Source organism: Actinocrinis sp., assembly GCF_035605935.1.
In the GTDB taxonomy this organism is placed as follows: Bacteria; Actinomycetota; Actinomycetes; order Streptomycetales; family Catenulisporaceae; genus Actinocrinis.
Window position 1 is genome coordinate 14,616 of record NZ_DATNGK010000169.1, and the last position, 19,884, is coordinate 34,499.

Annotated in this window: 17 protein-coding genes; 9 read left to right on the forward strand and 8 right to left on the reverse strand. The window is 69.0% G+C overall.

Annotated features, from left to right (window positions below; genetic code table 11):
• Positions 1-39 precede the first annotated feature (39 nt).
• The 4 genes from VN779_RS13835 to VN779_RS13850 all read left to right on the forward strand — a co-directional run bounded on the left by VN779_RS13835 (position 40) and on the right by VN779_RS13850 (position 4,275).
• Positions 40-1,506, forward strand: coding sequence for an FAD-dependent oxidoreductase (locus tag VN779_RS13835; protein WP_325723213.1), 1,467 nt, complete (start codon positions 40-42; stop codon positions 1,504-1,506).
• Between the two features lie 317 nt (positions 1,507-1,823).
• Positions 1,824-2,306, forward strand: a complete 483-nt coding sequence (locus VN779_RS13840) for a hypothetical protein (RefSeq protein ID WP_325723215.1) — start codon at positions 1,824-1,826, stop codon at positions 2,304-2,306.
• A 225-nt stretch (positions 2,307-2,531) separates the two neighbouring features.
• The gene (locus VN779_RS13845) at positions 2,532-3,146 is read left to right on the forward strand and encodes a hypothetical protein (protein ID WP_325723217.1); all 615 of its coding nucleotides are present in this window, start codon (positions 2,532-2,534) and stop codon (positions 3,144-3,146) included.
• 97 nt (positions 3,147-3,243) lie between these two features.
• Complete coding sequence (locus tag VN779_RS13850; RefSeq protein WP_325723219.1) at positions 3,244-4,275, forward strand: undecaprenyl-diphosphate phosphatase; 1,032 nt, start codon at positions 3,244-3,246, stop codon at positions 4,273-4,275.
• A 67-nt stretch (positions 4,276-4,342) separates the two neighbouring features.
• Here the strand turns inward: VN779_RS13850 and VN779_RS13855 are convergent, their stop codons facing one another.
• The gene (locus VN779_RS13855) at positions 4,343-4,915 is read right to left on the reverse strand and encodes a MarR family winged helix-turn-helix transcriptional regulator (RefSeq protein WP_325723221.1); all 573 of its coding nucleotides are present in this window, start codon (positions 4,913-4,915) and stop codon (positions 4,343-4,345) included.
• A 39-nt stretch (positions 4,916-4,954) separates the two neighbouring features.
• Positions 4,955-5,851 (reverse strand): DUF2127 domain-containing protein, encoded by an 897-nt coding sequence (locus VN779_RS13860; protein ID WP_325723223.1) that lies wholly within the window; start codon positions 5,849-5,851, stop codon positions 4,955-4,957.
• Positions 5,852-6,009: 158 nt separating this feature from the next.
• On the opposite strand from VN779_RS13860, the gene VN779_RS13865 reads away from it, so the two are divergent.
• The 4 genes from VN779_RS13865 (at position 6,010) to VN779_RS13880 (ending at position 10,776) form a co-directional block, all read left to right on the forward strand.
• Entirely contained in the window at positions 6,010-6,372 is a 363-nt protein-coding gene (locus tag VN779_RS13865; protein WP_325723225.1) for a DUF3817 domain-containing protein, read from the forward strand.
• A 177-nt stretch (positions 6,373-6,549) separates the two neighbouring features.
• On the forward strand, positions 6,550-8,415 hold the full coding sequence (gene ilvD / locus VN779_RS13870) for a dihydroxy-acid dehydratase (protein ID WP_325723227.1): 1,866 nt from the start codon (positions 6,550-6,552) through the stop codon (positions 8,413-8,415).
• A 58-nt stretch (positions 8,416-8,473) separates the two neighbouring features.
• Entirely contained in the window at positions 8,474-9,031 is a 558-nt protein-coding gene (locus tag VN779_RS13875; RefSeq protein ID WP_325723229.1) for a MarR family transcriptional regulator, read from the forward strand.
• Between the two features lie 68 nt (positions 9,032-9,099).
• Positions 9,100-10,776 (forward strand): acyl-CoA mutase large subunit family protein, encoded by a 1,677-nt coding sequence (locus VN779_RS13880; protein ID WP_325723231.1) that lies wholly within the window; start codon positions 9,100-9,102, stop codon positions 10,774-10,776.
• Between the two features lie 73 nt (positions 10,777-10,849).
• Here the strand turns inward: VN779_RS13880 and VN779_RS13885 are convergent, their stop codons facing one another.
• The 5 genes from VN779_RS13885 to VN779_RS13905 form a co-directional block, all read right to left on the reverse strand.
• Complete coding sequence (locus tag VN779_RS13885; RefSeq protein ID WP_325723233.1) at positions 10,850-11,509, reverse strand: MBL fold metallo-hydrolase; 660 nt, start codon at positions 11,507-11,509, stop codon at positions 10,850-10,852.
• A 50-nt stretch (positions 11,510-11,559) separates the two neighbouring features.
• On the reverse strand, positions 11,560-12,015 hold the full coding sequence (locus tag VN779_RS13890) for a hypothetical protein (RefSeq protein WP_325723235.1): 456 nt from the start codon (positions 12,013-12,015) through the stop codon (positions 11,560-11,562).
• A 17-nt stretch (positions 12,016-12,032) separates the two neighbouring features.
• Positions 12,033-12,818: a heavy metal-binding domain-containing protein gene (locus VN779_RS13895; RefSeq protein WP_349260785.1), complete on the reverse strand. Its 786-nt coding sequence runs from the start codon at positions 12,816-12,818 to the stop codon at positions 12,033-12,035.
• A 68-nt stretch (positions 12,819-12,886) separates the two neighbouring features.
• Positions 12,887-13,759: a heavy metal-binding domain-containing protein gene (locus VN779_RS13900; protein WP_325723239.1), complete on the reverse strand. Its 873-nt coding sequence runs from the start codon at positions 13,757-13,759 to the stop codon at positions 12,887-12,889.
• Positions 13,760-13,904: 145 nt separating this feature from the next.
• Entirely contained in the window at positions 13,905-14,693 is a 789-nt protein-coding gene (locus VN779_RS13905; RefSeq protein ID WP_349260786.1) for an enoyl-CoA hydratase/isomerase family protein, read from the reverse strand.
• Positions 14,694-14,876: 183 nt separating this feature from the next.
• Here VN779_RS13905 and glgX point away from each other — a divergent pair, with 183 nt between their 5' ends.
• Complete coding sequence (gene glgX, locus VN779_RS13910) at positions 14,877-17,072, forward strand: glycogen debranching protein GlgX (protein ID WP_325723243.1); 2,196 nt, start codon at positions 14,877-14,879, stop codon at positions 17,070-17,072.
• A gap of 77 nt (positions 17,073-17,149) precedes the next feature.
• Here glgX and glgP read toward each other — a convergent pair whose 3' ends face one another.
• Positions 17,150-19,780, reverse strand: a complete 2,631-nt coding sequence (gene glgP, locus VN779_RS13915) for an alpha-glucan family phosphorylase (RefSeq protein WP_325723245.1) — start codon at positions 19,778-19,780, stop codon at positions 17,150-17,152.
• Positions 19,781-19,884: the final 104 nt, after the last annotated feature.

A 19,884-nucleotide genomic window follows, 5' to 3' on the forward strand; every position in this document is an offset into this window, starting at 1 on the left:
TGCGCCATGGATGCAGACTTCGGATGAGTAGCGGCCACATTGAATAGCAGTACTGACCTCGTCGTCCTCGGCGCTGGACCGGCCGGGCTCTCCGCCGCGTGGCGAGCCGCCCGTCGTGGCCTGTCCGTCGTAGTGCTCGACCGCGCCGAGTCGGTCGGCGGGATGGCCGCCTCGTTCGACGTGGCCGGCGTGCGAGTGGATTACGGCAGCCACCGGCTCAACCCGGACATGCCGGCGTACGTGCTCGCCGACCTGCGTTATCTGCTCGCCGGCGACTTGCAGACCCGGTACCGCGACGGTCGCCTGCTGCTGGGCGAAAAGTGGATCGCTTATCCGTTCAAGCCGCGCGAACTGGCCCGGGCGCTGCCCGCCGTGCCGATGGCCCGCGCCGCGTTCGAGGCGATCTCGACCCCGTGGCGCCGCTCTAAGGCTCCTGAGAATCCGGACACCTACGCCGAACTCATGCGCGCGGGCTTCGGCCCGACGCTCTACGAACAGGTGTACGCGCCCTACGCCCGCAAGCTCTGGGGTCTGTCGGGCGACGAGATCGACGCAGACCAGGCGCGCCGCAAGGCCGGTGCACCGACCGCGCTCGCGGCGTTGGTGCGGTCGGTGCGGTCCGCGATGTCCAGCGAATCGCTTGCGTACCTTTACCCGCGCCGCGGTTTCGGCCAGCTGTGCGAGACGCTCGCCGACGCTGCGGTAACTGCGGGCGCGCGGCTGCGGCTTGGCGCGATGGTCGAGCGGCTGGACGTTGGCGAGAGCGACATCGCGGTGCGGCTCGGCCGCTCCGAGCACCACGCGGCGGCGGCCGAGCGTGGTGGCTGGTCAGGGCTCGATCATTGGGAGTCGAGCGGCTGGCTGCGTGCGCGGCATGTCTTCTCCACGCTCCCGCTGCCGCTGCTGGCCCGGATGACCTCGCCGGGCGCGCCGTATGAGGCCGTCGAAGCCAGCGGCAACCTGCGCTTCCGGGCGATCGTGCTGGTGTACGCGGTGCACCGGGGCGGCCGCTGGACCAAGCACGACGTGCATTACATCCCGGCCTCCGACACTCCGGTCAGCCGGATCTCCGAGCCGGCGAACCACCGGATCAATCCCGAGGACCCAGAGGACCGCTCGGTGGTCTGCTTCGAGCTGCCCTGCGACATAGGGGACGAGATCTGGAACGCCTCGGACGAGGACTTGGCGGACGTGATCGGGGATGCCGTAAACCGCACCGGTCTGCCGCCGCTCAGCCTCGAGTGGCTCCAGGTCAAACGGCTGCGCAACGTCTACCCGGTCTATCAGCGCGGCTATCGGGAACATCTGTCCGTGCTTGAGGACTGGGTCGAGAACCTCGGAAACGTGACCACGTTCGGGCGGCACGGCCTGTTCACGCCGGACAACACGCACCACGCGATGGTCATGGGCTACGAGGCCGCCGACGCGCTCGGCTCCGGCAAGTTCGACCATGACCACTGGTCAGCAGCGCGCGACCGCTTCGCTCACCACATCGCCGAAACCTGACCGGCGGCGCCGACCGAGCCACTTCGCCACCCGGCTCGGCCTCGCCCGGCGGACCCTGCCTCCCGGCTCGTGCGAAACCTGACCGCCGCTCACCGCCAAGTCACACCGGTCCCTTACCTCGTTTTTAGGCTGGCCACAGGAAACTGCGGAACAGTGAGGAGCACAGGAGAAGCCGCCGGGGCTGACCGGGATCGCCGGGTCCGATCTGCGTGATCGGCAACGAGGTACCGTCCCCCGCTCCGGACCCTCGGAACGTTCCGGGTCCCGGCGGCCCCTGTCCAAGTGTCGGGGCTGAGACCGGCTGTGTGGAGGGCGTCATGACCGCGCTGGAACTGCCGAATCCTGGCGTCCGCACCGGACGACAGGTCAGCTCTCTACGCGGACGCTGGTCGCTCGCGGCCGGCGGCACCGTCGAGGCCCGAACGCGCGGCCGCCGGTGGAATCCGGCGATGCTGCTTCGGCGCAACGACGTCCGAACGCTTCCGATCCTTTCAGGTGCGCTCATCGTCGGCGATCCGGTACATCTGACGGTGGGTGAGATCGCGGTCGCCGCCGACAAGACGCACTCGGTGCGCCTTACCTTGGCTGAGATCACCGCGCTCGGGAATCGCCGCTACGCGACCGAACTCATCGCCTCTGCCCTCGGTGAAGACGCCGGCCCTGATGAGACGGTGCGCCTTGAGGGTTACGCGGATCGGGTACGCGGTGGCGCGTTGCGGCTCGTGCTCAACGGTCCCGCGCCAAGCGGCCTCGGCCCGGCCGGCACCCGCATTCGGGTATCGGCTGTTTTCGAGCGCTGATTCGTCGAAGTATCAGGCGAAGAGCCGTCAGGTCTCTGCGACGTTCGGGTGCGCACGTGTTCTGATTTCCGCTGCGAACGGTTGCTCCTCGGCCACCCGGAGTTCACCTTTCGTTTGATTGAGCCTGCGAGAAAAGGAGCCAATCGAGCCACTACATCGGAGGCGCACGGCTGGTGGCGGACGGCACATGGCCGCAGCGGGTTTCCGATTGGGGGTAAGTCACCGATGACCAGGTTCTACCGCCCGGACCGGATCGACTACGACGTCGTGGTGCTGGACCAGCAGACCGGGAGCAGCCGCTGGACGACCGCCGGGGTGGAGGTCGTGGACCGGCCGCAGGCGCTGGTCGACGGAGGCGGCTCAATGGCCAGCGACGCCTTCCGCGGCTACGCCGCCTCGGTCGCGTCACGGCTGCGCGACTTCGCCGACCACATCTCGGGTGCGGACCGGATCGGCGCCAACGTGCACCGCTACCAGAGCTACCAGGCGGTGCGCGCGGTTCTGCGCGACGAGCAGGGCCTGGTGCTGGCCGAGGTGCGCTGCGACGGTTCCGTCACGATTCCCGGCGAGCTGGACGAGGACCTGCGCCGGCAGTTCATCGGCATGATCAACGGCTGGCTGCCGATGACGATTCGCGAGGTCGACCGCAGCTCGTACCAGAACGCGCTCGCGTCGCTGGTCAAGGCGCGGCGCGTGGTGGACGCGATGCTGCGCGAGGTGGTGGGGCTGGCAGCCGGCGGTCTTGAGCCGATGCCGTGGGAGAAGGTGGCCGCCGCGATGGGCGTGCCGCCGGAGACCCTGGATTCCTGGTATCGCGCGCCAGACGGCCTCACGAAGTGACTATTGTTTTCCTGACTCGCCGCGCGCTGCGCCCGAGGACCGGCTCTACACCGCTGCCGACCGGTACTCAGGGCCGACTATCTCCAGGGGTTGTGACTTGTCCGGTACCGTGACGTATCTCGAAGCGATCGTGATCGGCCTGGTGCAGGGTGTGGCCGAGCTCTTTCCCGTCTCCAGCCTCGGGCACGCGGTGCTGATCCCGGCCTTCCTCGGTGGCAGCTGGGCGAGCACGCTGGACATGACCGCGGACAAGTCGCCCTACCTGGCGCTGGTGGTCGCGCTGCACGTGGCCACGGCCTGCGCGCTGCTGCTGTTCTTCTGGCGCGACTGGGTCCGGGTGATCAAGGGACTGGTCAGTTCCATCCGCAACCGGCAGATCCAGACTCCGTACGAGAAGCTGGCCTGGCTGCTGATCGTCGGCACCATCCCGGTCGGCCTGGCCGGTCTGGTGCTGGACAAGCTGCTGCGCCAGCACCTGGGCAAGCCGGTATGGGCAGGCGTGTTCCTCGCTATCAATGGGCTGATCCTCATCGGCGCCGAGCGGCTGCGCGGCGGGAGCGCCGCGGCGACCGAGGACGCGGGCGGCTCGGGGCGCAGGGCGGACCGCGGCAGGCGTGGTGACCGGGCGGCGGCGGCCGCGATGGTGAACGGCGGCACCCGGCGCAAGCAGAGCACCGCGACGCTGGAGCCGCAGCGCGAACTGGACCGGCACGGCCGCGAGCTGCCGCCGGAGATCGCCAGCGATGTGCGGCTGGCCAGGCTCTCGCGCGGTACCGCGGTGCAGATCGGCGCGGCGCAGATCCTCGGCCTGTTCCCGGGGCTGAGCCGTTCGGGCGCGACGATCGTGACGGGCCTGTTCAAGGGGCTGCACCACGAGGACGCCGCGCGCTTCGCGTTCCTGCTGGCCACGCCGGTGATCCTGCTGGCCGGCCTGTACAAGCTGCCGGAACTTGCGAAGCCGGAGAACTCGGCCGTGATCGGCCCGGCCATCGCCGGGTCGCTGATCGCGTTCGTGGCCTCGTACATCTCGGTGCGTTTCCTGGTGCGGTACTTCGAGACCAGGACGCTGACACCGTTCGCGATCTACTGCCTCGTGGTGGGCGTCATCTCAGTGGCCCGCTTCGCCTGACGGCTATTGCACCTGACTCCTGCTGCACCTGGCTCTTGCCGCGCCTGATCGTTGCTGCGCCTGAGCGTTAGGACGCGGCGCGAGCGCGGGCCGCGGCCTGCATTTCCGCCATCGCGTTCGGGCAGCCGAGGCCCGGTGACTGGCGCAGCTTGCCGGCGATGACGCCCATCGCGCGGCCGACGACCTCGATCTCCTCCGGAGACATCAGGTCTATGAACAGCTCGCGCACGTCGTCCACGTGTCCGGGAGCGGCCGAGCGCATCAGCGCCCAGCCCTGCTCGGTGATGACCGCGAACGCGCCGCGCCGGTCCGAGGGGCAGTCCTGCCTTTCGACGAGCCCGGACTTCTCCATGCGGCCGATCTGGTGCGAGAGCCGGCTCTTCGACAGCGAGGTGCGGTTGGCCAGCTCGGTCATCCGCAGCTTGCCTTCCGCCGACTCGGAGAGCTCCACCAGCACCTGATAGTCGGTCAGGTTCAGGTCGTGCCGATCGTGCAGCCGGTCCTCGAGCTGCGCCGGAAGCAACCGCATGACTTCGAGCCAGGCGCGCCAGGTCTGCTGCTCGGCGTCGGACAGCCAGCGCGGCTCGGCGACCGTGGCCGCCGTGCCGCCCGCTGCGGTACGCGTGTCTTCCAGGCTCATGTCTCCATGATACCTTGCAGTAGTTGAACTATGAACATTTTATTCGCTGGAAGGATGTACCGCCGCGCGCTCTCGGCTCGGCGAGTCCGCTCCAGCCTCGCTGATCTCGCCGGTCTGCGTTTCGACGTCGGCGACGGCCGCAGGTGCGGCGGTAGTCAGCGCCTCCTCGGCGGCCCGATCCGGCATCTCGCCCGCCGCCTTCTCGATCTCCAGCAGCGATTCGCTGTGCAGTTCCCGTTCGGCTGCGGCCTTTCCGCCACGCAGCCCGAACAACCGCTTCGACAGCAACAGGTACAGCACGGCGACCACGTTGAGGGCAAAGGTGGCGATCTTGAACGCGGACTGCTTGCTGATGATCTCGTGGATCTCGATCGGCAGGAACGCGGCGGTGGCCACCACGGCGAAGTACTCGCCCCAGCGTTTGGCCAGCCACAGGCCGACCGCCTCGATCAGTTCGATCACCGCGTAGGCGGCCAGCAGGAGCGCGACGACGGTGAGAGTGGAGTGTTTGTAGTTGAAGGACTTGCGGATCGTGTCGACGATCGAGGAATGATCCAGGTCGTAGCCCCAGTGCGTGGCCAGCGGCCTGAACAGGGTGAGGTCCTTCTCGAACAGCTGCGACAGCGCGCCCTGCGAGTTCTCGAACCGCCACACCGCGTAGGCCGCCGCGCCGACCAGGAAGAAGCGGAACACCCGCTCGACCGCGAGCAGCCGCATGATCAGCAGCGAACGCAGCGCCTTGCCGCGCGGAACCACCGGGGCGTCGGTCGCCGGGCCGGTCGCCTTCGGCGTCTCAAGCACGAAGTCGCCGCACCGCAGGCAGCGCCAAGCCGGCCCGAGCGCCGTCTCGGCCTTGATCCGGTCGCGGTACTCCGGTTCGACGGGCTCGTAGAGGACGTGCCCCCGCCGCGCGCAATGGCGCCTGTTCCAATCCATGGCCACACAGATTAGGTGCCGGGGCGCGGCTGTGACAGGAGTCTCGCCAAGCCGTGCACTTTTTCCCGACCAGCCGTCGGTAAGATGGTCTCGCGCAAGCCGCGCCTCCCGCTCTCAGCGCTGATCCGTCAAGGACGCTGAACTATCAAGGATCACCTATGCCCGAAACGGCCACGATCATGAACAACACCGGCCAAAGGAACACGTTCAGCCGGTACTTCCTGCCGGTCTCGCTCGCCGAGGGCGCCTCCTTCCTCCTCCTGCTGTGCGTGGCCATGCCGCTTAAGTACGCGGCCGGCCTGCCGATCGCCGTGACGATCATGGGGACGATTCACGGCCTGCTGTTCATCGGCTACGTCCTGCTGGCGCTCGACGGCTGGCGTCGGCAGCGCTGGAGCATCAAGCGCGTCGTCTGGGTGCTGGTGATGTCCGTCCTGCCGACCGGGGCGTTCTTCGCCGAGCGCTCGGTACGTGCCGAGCTGTCGCAGCCCATCACCGCTCCCGAGCCGGTCGCCGCCTAACGTTCCCCCGGCCGCCGCTCCCGCTGTCCGCTCCGCTCCAGGTTTCCACCACCGGCGCGCAACACACCGTCCCAATCCTTGGGATGCCTGGTCCGCGCCCCGGACCGGGTGGGAGGATATTCCCCGCGAGTAACAAGCGGAATCGGCGTACGACGAGCGACAGGCAAGGAGCCGACCATGCCGGCATTGCGGTCACGCACCTCGACTCACGGACGGAACATGGCCGGCGCGCGGGCGCTGTGGCGGGCCACCGGCATGGCCGAGTCGGACTTCGGCAAACCGATCGTCGCGATCGCCAACTCGTTCACCCAGTTCGTGCCGGGCCACGTGCACCTGCGCAACGTCGGCGAGATCGTGGCCGAGTCGGTTGTCGGCGCCGGGGGTGTGGCCAAGGAGTTCAACACGATCGCGGTCGACGACGGCATCGCGATGGGCCACGGCGGCATGCTCTATTCGCTGCCTTCCCGCGAGCTGATCGCCGACGCGGTCGAGTACATGGTCAATGCGCACTGCGCCGACGCGCTGGTGTGCATCTCCAACTGCGACAAGATCACCCCCGGCATGCTGATGGCCGCGCTGCGCCTCAACATCCCGACCGTGTTCGTCTCCGGCGGACCGATGGAGGCCGGGCAGGCGCACATCCGCGACGGCGTGGCCTACGACAAGCTCGACCTGATCGACGCCATGTCGGCGGCCGCGGACGAGAACGTGTCCGACGACACCCTCGACACCATCGAGCGCTCCGCCTGTCCGACCTGCGGCTCCTGCTCCGGGATGTTCACCGCGAACTCGATGAACTGCCTGGTCGAAGCGCTCGGCCTCGGGCTGCCCGGCAATGGCTCGACCCTGGCCACGCACGCCAAGCGGCGCGCCCTGTTCGAGCGGGCCGGATCCCTGGTCATCGAGCTGGCCAAGCGTTACTACGAGCAGGACGACGAGTCGGTCCTGCCGCGCGCGATCGCCACTCCCGCCGCGTTCGGCAACGCGATGGCGCTCGATGTGGCGATGGGCGGCTCGACGAACACCGTGCTGCACCTGCTGGCCGCCGCGCAGGAGGCCGGGGTCGGTTTCGGGCTCAAGGAGATCGACGCGACCAGCCGCCGGGTGCCGTGCATCGCGAAGGTGGCCCCGAACAAGGCCTCGCTGAGTAAGACGTATTACATGGAGGACGTGCACCGGGCCGGCGGCATCCCGGCGATCCTCGGTGAGCTGAACCGGGGCGGATTGCTCGACGATTCGGTGCACGCGGTGCACTCCCCGACCCTGACCGCCTGGTTGAACCAGTGGGACGTGCGCGGCGGCAAGGCCGACGACGAGGCATTCGAGCTCTTCCACGCGGCGCCGGGCGGCGTGCGCACGACGGAGCCGTTCTCCACGGAGAACCGCTGGTCCTCGCTGGACACCGATGGGGAGAACGGCTGCATCCGCGCCGTCCCGCACGCCTACACCAAGGACGGCGGCCTGGCAGTGCTCTGGGGCAACATCGCGGCCGACGGCGCGGTGGTGAAGACGGCGGGCGTCGCCGAGTCGATCTGGAGCTTCCGCGGCCCGGCGCGCGTGTTCGAGTCGCAGGAGCAGGCGGTCGAGGCGATCATGGGCAACCAGATCGTCGCGGGCGATGTGGTGGTCATCCGCTACGAGGGCCCGAAGGGCGGGCCGGGCATGCAGGAGATGCTGTACCCGACCGCGTTCCTCAAGGGCAAGGGCCTCGGCGCGAAGTGCGCGCTGATCACCGATGGCCGGTTCTCCGGCGGGACCTCGGGTCTCTCGATCGGCCACGTCTCCCCCGAGGCGGCGGCCGGCGGCATGATCGCGCTGGTCGAGGAGGGCGACGAGATCGCGATCGACATCCGGGACCGCTCGATCACGCTGGATGTGCCCGACGAGGTGCTGGCCGCCCGTCGCGCCGCGCTGGAGGCCGGGAACGGCTACCGCCCGGCCGACCGTGACCGCCCGATCTCGCTGGCGCTCAAGGCGTACGCGCTGCTGGCCACCTCGGCGGCGACCGGAGCCGTGCGCGACCGGGCGCTGCTCGAAGGCTGAGTCAGGCCGCACGCGACCTACGAGGCGCGCGGCCACCTGCAAGGAGAAAGACGGTCCGATGCCGAACCAGGCCAGCCAGGGTGGCCGCCTGCCCTTCGATCCGGTCGAGCGGGCCTTTTCGTTGTGGCAGCAGCGCTGGGGCACGTCTACCTCGATGCTCGCGGTGACCTCGCTGATGCGCGCGCATCAGCTGGTGCTCGCCGAGGTGGACGCGATCGTCAAGCCCTACGATCTGACCTTCGCCAGATACGAGGCGCTGGTGCTGCTCACCTTCAGCCGGCGCGGTTCGCTGCCGCTCTCGAAGATCGGCGAGCGGCTCCAGGTGCATCCGACCTCGGTGACCAACATCGTGGACCGGCTGACCAAGTCGGGCCTGGTCGCGCGCAAGCCCAACCCGGAGGACGGCCGCGGCGTGCTCGCCGAGATCACGCCCGACGGCCGGGTGGTGGTGGAGAAGGCGACGGCCGACCTGATGGCCGCTCAGTTCGGCCTGGACGCGCTGGACTCGGACCAGCACCGTGCGCTGTTCGAGACGCTGCGCACGCTGCGCCTCGCCGCCGGCGATTTCACCGAGACGGACCTCACCGACGCCGGCATCACCGAATCGGGCGAGTAACCACCGATCGAGCCCTCATCGACCGCGCCGCGTCGACAGATATTAGGACGTCCTAGTACTTTGGACGCATGGATGACGCGAGCATCGCGGCGGGCCGGGAGCGTTGGCAGGCGGCCTACGACAAGGCGGCGAAGACCGACCGAGACACCACCACCATCTCCGGCAACGAAACGGAGCCGGTCTACGGCCCGCCTCCGGGCTCTGTCGTTCCCGGTTTCGAGCAGATCGGCTGGCCCGGCGACTATCCGTACACGCGAGGGCTGTACCCGACCGGCTATCGCGGGCGTCCGTGGACGATCCGCCAATTCGCCGGCTTCGGTAACGCCGCGCACACCAACGAGCGCTTCCGAGCCATCCTCGCTGCCGGCGGCGGCGGATTGTCCGTCGCGTTCGACATGCCGACGCTGATGGGCCGCGACTCGGACGACCCGCGCTCGCTCGGCGAGGTCGGGCACTGCGGCGTCGCGATCGACTCGGCCGCGGACATGGACGTGCTGTTCGGCGGCATCCCGCTGGGCGATGTGACCACCTCGATGACGATCAGCGGACCGGCCGTCCCGGTGTTCTGCATGTACGTCGTCGCCGCGGAACGCCAGGGCGTCGAGATCGGCAAGCTCAACGGCACGTTGCAGACTGACATCTTCAAGGAGTACATCGCGCAGAAGGAGTGGCTGTTCCCGCCGGAGCCGCACCTTCGCCTCATCGGCGACCTGATGGAGTACTGCGCGCAGGGCATCCCCGCGTACAAGCCGCTCTCGGTCTCCGGCTATCACATCCGCGAGGCGGGATCCACGGCGGCGCAGGAACTGGCCTACACGCTGGCGGACGGGTTCGGCTATGTGGAACTCGGGCTCTCCCGCGGCCTGGACATCGACGTCTTCGCCCCGGGCCTCTCCTTCTTCTTCGACGCGCATATCGACTTCTTCGAGGAGATCGCGAAGTTCCGCGCGGCGCGCCGGATCTGGGCCCGCTGGCTGCGCGACGTCTATGGCGCGAAGACGGCGAAGGCGCAGTGGCTGCGCTTCCACACTCAGACGGCAGGGGTCTCACTCACCGCGCAGCAGCCGGAGAACAACATCGTCCGCACCGCGATCGAGGCGCTGGCGGCCGTGCTCGGCGGCACCAACTCGCTGCACACCAACGCGCTCGACGAAGTGCTCGCGCTGCCCTCCGCTAAGGCGGCCGAGATCGCCGTGCGCACCCAGCAGGTCATCCTGGAGGAGACCGGTGCGGCGAACGTGGCCGACCCGCTCGGCGGCTCCTGGTACATCGAGGCGCTCACCGACCGGATGGAGGCCGAGGCGGAGGCGATCTTCCAGCAGATCAAGGACCTCGGGCGGGACGGTTCGGTGACCTCGGGTCTGCTGCGCGGCATCGACGAGGGCTACTTCACCGGCCAGATCGCAGAGGCCTCGTTCCAGTATCAGCGGGCCGTTGAGAAGGGTGAGAAGCGGATCGTCGGGGTCAACGCGCACACCGAGACCATCGAGGCGCCGCTCGAAATCCTGCGCGTCTCGCACGAGGTCGAACTGGAGCAGAACCGGGTGCTCGCCGAGCGCCGCGCCAAGCGGGACGACGAGGCGGTGCGCTCGACGCTCGCCGTGTTGCGCGACGGTGCGACGAAGGAGGGCGTGAACCTGATTCCGCCGATGCTCGACGCGGTCCGCGCGGAGGCGACGCTCGGCGAGATCTGCGGCGTGCTCAAGGACGTCTACGGTACGTACACCGAGCCGGCCAGGTTCTGACGCTGCGCTAGATTCAGATTCCCGGCTAGCTGCCGATGCCCGGCCGCACGCTCAGCGCGGCCGGGCATCGGCATCAGAGCTCGAACGGCTGGCCGAGGGTCATCTTCGAGAACGGCGCGCCGGTACCCGGTCCCGCGCCCGGATTCTCGGACAGCAGCATGCCGAGGAAGTCGTTGCCGACCTGGCTGAGCATCGCGTCATGAATCGGCGAGACCCGGTTCGGCTTCAGCTCCCTGACGTAGTCGATCAGGTCGCCGGTCCGCGTCCACGGGCCGTGCGAGGGAACGAGCAGCAGGTCGATCGGCACGTTCGGGTTGGTCAGCGCGTCGCCGGGATGAAAGACGCTGCCGCCGATCAGGAAGCCGGTGTTGCGGACGGTTGGGATGTCCCGGTGGATCGGGTCGTGCCACTCGCCGTAGCACTGAACTTCGATGCCGCCCGCCGTGAACGTGGATCCGTCGCCAACTACGTGCACGGTGGCCGGGGTGCCCTCGGCCTGGGCGGCGACCGAGCTGTTCGTCCACACCTCGATCTGCGGCTTCTTCGCCAGCGCGGCTCTGACCGCGTCTTCGGCGAGGTGGTCCAAGTGCTCGTGCGTGATGAGCACGCCGTCGGCATCATCGAGCGCTGCGGCGAGCGCCTGCTGCTCGCAGAAGACGCCTGGATCGACGACCAGCGTGTAGCCGTCCTGCTCGATGCGGAGCCCGGCGTGACCCAACCACGTGATCTGCATGTCCGTCACTTTCTTTCGCGTTCGCCCTAAGGCCTGGTGCGGGAGTGACGCTAGCTCAGGAAGCGCTCCAGCGCCTCGCGGGCGCGGCCGCTTGACGCGGCCGTCTCGGCGAGCGCTCGGGCGAGCGTGTTGATCCACTCGTCCAGTCCCACCTGTTGCCGGGAGAGCACGATGCCGCGCACCTCCTTGCACACCTCACCGGTCATCCGGCCGCGATCCATCCGCAGGCCGAGCCGCTGCTCGCCGAGTGCCACGTCGATGTTGGTGACCGCGCCCTCGCGGCCGGCCATCCGGTCCGCCATAGTCCGCTTGCGCTCGACCTGTACCGCGCCCGCCGGTAGCGAGTCGGCCAGCGTCACCGACAGCACCTTCGCGTACAGTTCCAGATCCGCGGTATCCCGGCGCAGCGCGGCCGCCAGCAGTTCGACGTCCATGCCGCGGTCCAAGCCGGCGCCGGCTCCGCTTTCGTCGGCGGGAACCAGCTCGTGTGATTCGTATTCAGCCATGTCTTCCCGGTTCCGACTCAGGCGTCGAGGCTCAGCACCATACTCGGGCGGTCGATCACGTGGTCCGCGCGCAGCGGCCGTACCGCGGTGCCGATGGCGAAGAACTCGGTGGTGTGCGAGCCCCAGGTATGCGAGTGCTGACGCAGCTGCACCGCGACGATGCCCTCAGCGTCCAGCGCCTCCGCCTCTGCCTGCATCCGGCTCATCGCCAGCTCGCGCGCGTCGTAGAGCGCCTGGGTGAACTGCTCGATCTCCACGTTCCGGCCCGCGTTCCCGACCACCTGGCCGAAGCGCTGGTGCGCGACGTGGTAGACGCAAGATCCCATCACCATATCAAGGGGCGCATACCCGGCCCGGATCAGGGTCCAGAAGTCCTGGCCGGAGAGGTCCGAGGTGAACGGCTTGTTCTTGTTGTTGCGCCAGTGGCCGTGCTGTCCGGGGTCCGCGCCGTCCGCCTTGACCGCCGTGCCGACCGCGATGAATTCGGCGATGTCGTTGCCGAACTCCTTGAACTCCACGTCCAGCCGCACCCCGACGATGCCGTCCGCGCCCAGCGCGCTGGCCTCCGCCTCCATCCGGCTCATCGCCAGCTCGCGGGCGTGGTACATGGCCTGGGACAGGACGGTCATCTCCTGGTTCTTCGACCAGCGGCCCAACTGCAGGCCCACGTGGTAGATCGAGGAGCCGAGCACCAGGCCGAGCGGCCGGAACCCGGCCTCGCGCACCAGCAGGAACTCGTTCACCGTCAGGTCCGAGGTGAAGATCGAGCCCTGGCCGGGACGCAGCTGGGCGAGCCGGCGCATCGCGTCCTCGGGCACGCCCTGCGCGACCAGGTCCCCGGCCTCCTGCTGGATGGACTGATCGGTCATCCTCAACGCCCCCGATTCAGGGTCATGATGCTAAGCGGTGGCTTGAGCCCGGTGCCGCCGGGCCTGCGGTCGAAGCGGGCGATCGACGTGCCGACGAACTCGGCCTCGGCGATGTGGTCACGCTGGTTCTCGTACGACGGGCACTCGCGCTCGCGGATGCGCAGCTGCATCTCGTCGACCACGATCCCGTCCCCGCCGTGCGCCTTCGCGTCGAGCTGGAGCTGGTAGCGGGCATCGTGCCGGGCGTGGTTGATCAGCTGCGTATAACCATCGACCTCCTGGTTACCCGCGGTCCAGCGCAGCTGTCCGTAGGTGCGCCAGTCGTCGTGCCTGGTCGCGATCGAGATGCCGAGCACAAGCCCGGTCGGCACCCAGCCGCCGTGCAGCAGCTTGGCGAACTCCTGGCCGGTGACGTGCGAGGTGAACGGCCTCGCCGGGCGACTCTTGGAGCGGGCACGCACCGCCGTGCCGAGCGCGGTGAACTCCATGCCGCCGGCCGAGAAGTGCCCGACGCGCAGCTTCACCCCGACGATCCCGTCGCCGCCGAGCGCCTTGCATTCGGCGATGGCCCGGGCCAGCGCCAGCCGCCGCGCGCCGTACATCGTGCGCACGAGCTGGGAGAAGGGGGCGTACGCGGAGGAGGAGACCTCGGTGCCGCCGAAGAACGACCACGCGCCCGAGCAGCCCCAGCGCCCGGCGTACCCGATGTGGAACACCGCCGTGCCGAGCACCTGGCCGACCGGGTCGAAACCGGCGCCGGTGATGGCCGCGAACTCCTGCGTGCTCAGCGCGGAGCCCCAGGTGTGGCTCTCACGGATCTCGGCCATCCGCGCACGAGCCACCTCGGGAAGGGCGGCGTCCAGCTGTTCTGGCATCAGACCCCCGGTCGGAGACGGAAGTGCGCTCTCTCGCAGCGTATGACATCGCGGGCTTGTGTGAACACGAAGCCAGGCGCGAGGTTATTCGCCGAGGTCGGGCACGGTGCCGTGTGTCGCGCTCGGCGTCGCTCTTGGGAGGGGATCAGTCGAAGACGGCTTTGCCTGGGCCGTGTTCGATGAAGGACTGCATGCCGGTGCTCCGGTCCGGCGTCGCGAACAGCGCGGCGAACTGCGCCCGCTCGATCTCCAAGCCGGTGGCCAGATCCGTCTCCAGACCGCGGTCGATCGCGTCCTTCGCGGCGCGCAGCGCGAAGGCCGGTCCGGCGGCCAATTCGGCGGCCCAGGCCAGCGCGGTCGGGTAGACCTCCTCGGGCGCGACGACGCGGTCCGCGAGGCCGATCCGCAGCGCCTCCTCGGCGTCGACCATCCGTCCGGTGAAGACCAGGTCCTTGGCCCGGGCGGGGCCGATTAGGCGGGAGAGCCGCTGCGTGCCACCGGCTCCGGGGATGAGGCCCAGCTTGATCTCCGGCTGCCCGAACCTGGCGTCGGCGGCGGCCACCCGCAGGTCCGCGCACAACGCCAGCTCGCAGCCGCCGCCGAGCGCGAAACCGGTGACTGCCGCGATGACCGGCTTCGGGATGCGCGCGATCGCGGTGAAGGAGTCTTGAAGAGTGCCCGAGCGCTGCACCATGTCGGTGTAGGAGAGAGCGGCCATCTCCTTGATGTCCGCTCCGGCCGCGAACGCGATCGGACCGCCGTAGAGCACCACGGCGCGCAGGTCCGGGTTGGCGGTCACCTGCTGGGCTGCCTGCCTCAGCTCGGCCTGCACGTGCGAATCCAGCGGGTTCAGCTTCGGCCGGTCGATCCGGATGGTGGCGACCCGCGGCGTATCGGGCGCGATCTCGATCCGGACATACTCGGCGCGCCACAGGACCTGCGCGCCCAGCGCGTTGTCCTTGTCGCCCGACGTCGCGCCCTCGTTCGGCTCAGTCAACGCTGACACTCCCTTGGATCACCGTCCGCCTGCACCGTTCATCCAACCACGGCCGGTCAGCCGCCGAATTTCCGGGGCCATGAGGTTCTTCACGACCCGTCAAAAGGCACAATGGACACCATGAGTGACCAAGTTGGCGATCCGCACCACACCGAGCACTGGGACCGGCCCTGGCCCGGTACCTGGCATCCGCTCGGTGCTCGCCACGACGGACAAGGCGTCAATTTCGCGCTCTGGGCGGCGGGAGCCGAAAGCGTCGAACTGTGCCTGTTCGACGATGGCGGTGGCGAGAGCCGGATCCCGCTGACCGAATCCACCTTTCACGTCTGGCACGGCTACCTGCCGGGCATCGAGCCCGGTCAGCGTTACGGCTTTCGGGTGCACGGGCCCTGGGATCCGTCGCGCGGCCGCCGCTGGAACGCGGACAAGCTGCTGCTCGATCCGTACGCGCGGGCGCTGGAAGGCGAGTTCGTCCTCGACGACGCGGTGTACGCGCATGTGAAGCACGGTTCGACCGCCAACTCGAACGCCCCGGACGACCGCGATTCGGCACCGTACGTTCCGCAGGGCATCGTGACCGGCCGGGTCGACGTCGATACCGGCACGCCACCGCGTACGCCGTGGGCCGAGACGATCATCTACGAGCTTCACGTCCGCGGCTACACCATGCGCCATCCAGCTGTGCCTGATGAGCTGCGCGGTACGTATGCAGGACTGGCGCATCCGGCTGTCATCGAGCATCTCGTCCATCTGGGCGTTACCGCGGTCGAGCTGCTGCCGATTCACCACTTCGTCTCGGAACCGCACCTCCTAGAGCGCGGGCTCGGCAACTACTGGGGCTACAACTCGATCGGCTACTTCGCTCCGCACGCGCCCTACTCGGCGGCGGCCCGGCGCGGCGAGCGCGGCGGCCAGGTGCGCGAATTCAAGGAGATGGTCGCGGCGATGCACGCGGCCGGCATCGAGGTCATCCTCGATGTGGTCTACAACCACACCGCCGAGGGCGGCGGCGATGGACCGACGCTGTGCTTCCGCGGCATCGACAACGAGAGCTACTACCGGCTCGACGAGAAGAACCCGAGCCGGTATGCCGACTACACCGGCTGCGGTAACACGCTCAACGTCGTACAACCGCACGTGCTTCAGCTGATCACCGATTCGCTGCGGTACTGGGTCACCGAGATGGGCGTGGACGGATTCCGCTTCGACCTCGCCTCCGCCCTCGCCCGCTCCTTCCACGACGTGGACAAGCTCTCCGCCTTCCTCACCGTCATCGCGCAGGATCCGGTGCTCCAGCAGGTGAAGCTGATCGCCGAGCCCTGGGACGTCGGCGAGGGCGGCTATCAGGTCGGCGAGTTCCCGCCGCTGTGGACGGAGTGGAACGACAAGTTCCGCGACACGGTCCGGGACTTCTGGCGCGGCGCGCGCACCGACGTGCGCGACCTGGCCTACCGCCTGTCCGGCTCCTCAGACCTCTACCAGGACGACGGACGACGACCGTACGCATCGATCAACTTCGTTACCGCACACGACGGTTTCACGATGCGCGATCTGGTCACCTACGACCACAAGCACAACGAGGCGCACGGCGAGAACAACCGCGACGGCACCAACGACAACCGCTCCGCGAACTACGGCGTCGAGGGCGAGTCGGACGATGAGGCCGTCAACCAGGTGCGACGGCGGCAGATCCGTAACCTGATGACGACTCTGGTGCTGGCCACCGGCGTGCCGATGATCGTCGCGGGCGACGAGTTCGGCCGGACGCAACAGGGCGACAACAACGCGTACTGCGTCGACAACGAGGTCAGCTGGGTCGACTGGTCGCTGCTGGAGAAGGGCGAATGGTCCAGCCTGTTGGATCTGACCCGGCGTCTGATCCACCTGCGCAAACGGCATCCGGTGCTGCGCCAGCGCGTGTTCTTCTCGGGCCAGCCCGCACATCCGGGCGGCCTGCAGGACATCGCCTGGTTCCGGCCGGACGGCGAGGAGATGACCGACGGCGACTGGTTCGCGCCAGCCGCCGGCCTCGGGGTGTACCTCTCCGGGCAGGACATCCGCGGGCGGGGGAACCACGGCGAGCGGATCATCGACGACAGCTTCTTGCTGCTGGTGCACGCCGGGGCCGAGGAGCTGGAGTTCGTGCTGCCAGGCGATCCGTGGGCGCGTTGGTACCACAGCGTGATCGATACGACCCTGGAAGGCGACCCCGGCGCGCGAGACAACGTCACCTACGGCGGCGGGCTGCCGGTCACGCTCGTCCCGCGATCGCTGATGCTGCTGCGCGCGGATCCGGAGGCGTGGTCAGCGACCTGACACCAGGTCGGCTTTCGAGGGTGCGTGCATCGCGGCGGTGCTCCGGACGTATCCGGAGCACCGCCGCAGTTGTCACGTCAGCGCATGAACGTGTCGCCGCTGCCTTCGCCCGAGGACGAGACGGTCACCGGCGTCGGCAACACGGCGAGCCCAAGCTCCGCGGGCGTGGACAGCATCGGATGCTTCGGTACCGCACGCACCGTGTACCCGAACGGTCCGGACCGGTCCAGCTCCACGACGCCCTCGTAGCGGTTGCGGCCGAGGTCGTCCACGCCGTTCAACTCCAGCGCGACCGTGTGCGTGTCCCGCAACTGGTCCCGCTCGTCGACCCGACCATAAACCGCCTGGACTTCCAGGTCGTCCGGCGTGATCGAGCCGAGCTGCACCAGCGCGCGAACCCGCAACGAGCCGCCGAGCCGAGGGGCGCCCTCGCCGCTGCCATCGCTGTCGGCGACCGCGTCCACGTGCTCGATCGCCAGCTCCGGCCAGCTCGCCTTGATCCGCTCCGTCCACGCGGCCAGCTCGATCGCGCTGCGGTATCCATCCGCCGATACCGCACGCGAGGACGTCGCGGCCGGGACGTACAGCTGCTGCACGTAGTCCCGCACCATCCGGCTGGCCAAGACCTTGGGGCCGAGCGTGCTCAGCGTGTGTCGCACCATCTCGATCCAGCGCGTCGGCAGACCGGCCGCGTCACGGTCGTAGAAGCGGCGGCTCACCGAGGTCTCGATGAGGTCGTAGAGCGCCGCGGCCTCAAGCTCGTCGCGCCGGTCCGGGTCGTCGACGCCGTTCGCGGTCGGGATCGCCCAGCCGTTCTCGCCGTCGAACCACTCGTCCCACCAGCCGTCCCGGATGGACAGGTTCAGCCCGCCGTTGAGCGCCGACTTCATCCCGGAGGTGCCACAGGCCTCCAGCGGCCGCAGCGGGTTGTTGAGCCACACATCGCAGCCGGGCAGCAGCGACTGGGCCATCGCCATGTCGTAGTTCGGCAGGAAGACGATCCGGTGCCGCACGTTGTGCTCGTCGGCGAACCGCACCAGCTCCTGGATCAGCCGCTTGCCGCCCTCATCGGCCGGGTGCGCCTTTCCGGCGATCACCAGCTGGATCGGGCGCTGCGGGTTGAGCAGCATCGAAGCGAGCCGCTCGCGGTCGCGCAGCATCAGGGTCAGCCGCTTGTAGGAGGGCACCCGGCGCGCGAAGCCGATGGTGAGCACCTCCGGATCGAGCACGTCGGCGGTCCAGCCCAGCTCGGCCTCCGAGGCGCCGCGAGCGATCCAGGACTCCTTGACCCGGCGCCGTGCCTCGTCGACCAACGCGGCGCGCAGCACGCAGCGGATTTCCCAGATCGTCTTGTCAGACAAGCGGTCCACGGCTTCGAAGGGCTCGTCGGCGAGCGCGCCGGGGCCGAGTTCCCGCTCGACCAGTTCGAAGACCGCCGGGTGCACCCAGGTCTCCGCGTGCACGCCGTTGGTGATCGAGGTGATCGGCACCTCCGGCGGGTCGAAGCCCGGCCACAGCCCGCCGAACATCTCCCGGGAGACCTCGCCGTGCAGCACCGAGACGCCGTTGGCCCGCTGCGCGAGCCGCAGGCCCATCACGGCCATGTTGAAGCAGCCCGGGTCGCCGCCGGGGAAGTCCTCGGCGCCGAGCCCGAGGACGTTCTCCATCTGCACGCCCGGGGACTGGTTGTCGCCGCCGAAGTGCTCAGCGACCAGGTCGTGCGAGAAACGGTCGATGCCGGCCGGGACCGGGGTGTGCGTGGTGAACAGGGTGCCGGCTCGGACCGCGGCCAGCGCGGCGCCGAAGTCGAGGCCGTGTTCCTCCGACAGCTCCCTGATTCGCTCGATGCCGAGGAACCCGGCGTGGCCCTCGTTGGTGTGGTAGACCTCGGGCTGCGCAGTGCCGGTGAGCCGGCAGTAGGCCCGCACGGCCCGGATGCCGCCGATGCCGAGCAGCATCTCCTGGTGCAGCCGGTGCTCGCTGGAACCGCCGTAAAGCCGGTCGGTGATCTCGCGGCCGCCGTCCGCGTTGTCCTCGATGTCGGTGTCGAGCAGCAGCAGCGGCACCCGGCCGACCTGCGCCAGCCAAACCTGCGCGACCAGTTCACGCAGCCCGGGCAGCCCGATGGTGACGCGCACGGCGGTTCCGTCGGCCTCGCGCAGCCGGGTCAGCGGCAGGTTGTCCGGGTCGATCAGCGGATAGGTCTCGAGCTGCCAGGCGTCACGGGAGAGCGACTGGCGGAAGTAGCCGTGCTTGTACAGCAGGCCGACGCCGATGATCGGCACGCCCAGGTCGGAGGCGGCCTTCAGGTGGTCGCCGGCCAGGATGCCGAGGCCGCCGGAGTACTGCGGCAGCACGGCGGTGATTCCATATTCCGGGGAGAAGTAGGCGATCGCGCGGGGGGCGTCGGTCAGCGTCTGGTACCACTTCGGCTCGGTCAGGTATGCGCGCAGGTTCGCGGCCGCGTCGGCGATCCGCGCGGTGAACCGGCCATCGGCGGCCAGCACGGCCAGCCGCTCGGTGCGCACCGCGCCGAGCAGGCGCACCGGGTCGCCGCCGACCGCCTCCCACTGCCCGGGGTCCACCGCGGCGAACAGGTCTCGGGTGGGTGCGTGCCAGGACCAGCGGAGGTTCGCCGCCAGTTCGGCGAGCGGCGCGAGCGGTTCGGGAAGCACGGTGCGGACGGTGAAGCGTCGGATAGCCCTCATGCTTCGGGACAGTAGCGGCTGGTCACCGGGTTTCGCGACATGGTGGCTCAGGTTCGCGGGCGGAGCGCTGCCGTGCACTCCCGAACGCCCCCCGGCTGAGTTGC

Coding starts and splice junctions, on each gene's coding strand:
- VN779_RS13900 (WP_325723239.1), bottom strand. CDS start 13,759: ATGCCAGAACAGCTGGACGCCGCCCTTCCCGAGGTGGCTCGTGCGCGG.
- glgX (WP_325723243.1), top strand. CDS start 14,877: ATGAGTGACCAAGTTGGCGATCCGCACCACACCGAGCACTGGGACCGG.
- VN779_RS13875 (WP_325723229.1), top strand. CDS start 8,474: ATGCCGAACCAGGCCAGCCAGGGTGGCCGCCTGCCCTTCGATCCGGTC.
- ilvD (WP_325723227.1), top strand. CDS start 6,550: ATGCCGGCATTGCGGTCACGCACCTCGACTCACGGACGGAACATGGCC.
- VN779_RS13890 (WP_325723235.1), bottom strand. CDS start 12,015: ATGGCTGAATACGAATCACACGAGCTGGTTCCCGCCGACGAAAGCGGA.
- VN779_RS13860 (WP_325723223.1), bottom strand. CDS start 5,851: ATGGATTGGAACAGGCGCCATTGCGCGCGGCGGGGGCACGTCCTCTAC.
- VN779_RS13880 (WP_325723231.1), top strand. CDS start 9,100: ATGGATGACGCGAGCATCGCGGCGGGCCGGGAGCGTTGGCAGGCGGCC.
- VN779_RS13865 (WP_325723225.1), top strand. CDS start 6,010: ATGCCCGAAACGGCCACGATCATGAACAACACCGGCCAAAGGAACACG.
- VN779_RS13895 (WP_349260785.1), bottom strand. CDS start 12,818: ATGCGCCGGCTCGCCCAGCTGCGTCCCGGCCAGGGCTCGATCTTCACC.
- VN779_RS13845 (WP_325723217.1), top strand. CDS start 2,532: ATGACCAGGTTCTACCGCCCGGACCGGATCGACTACGACGTCGTGGTG.
- VN779_RS13885 (WP_325723233.1), bottom strand. CDS start 11,509: ATGCAGATCACGTGGTTGGGTCACGCCGGGCTCCGCATCGAGCAGGAC.
- VN779_RS13855 (WP_325723221.1), bottom strand. CDS start 4,915: ATGAGCCTGGAAGACACGCGTACCGCAGCGGGCGGCACGGCGGCCACG.
- VN779_RS13840 (WP_325723215.1), top strand. CDS start 1,824: ATGACCGCGCTGGAACTGCCGAATCCTGGCGTCCGCACCGGACGACAG.
- glgP (WP_325723245.1), bottom strand. CDS start 19,780: ATGAGGGCTATCCGACGCTTCACCGTCCGCACCGTGCTTCCCGAACCG.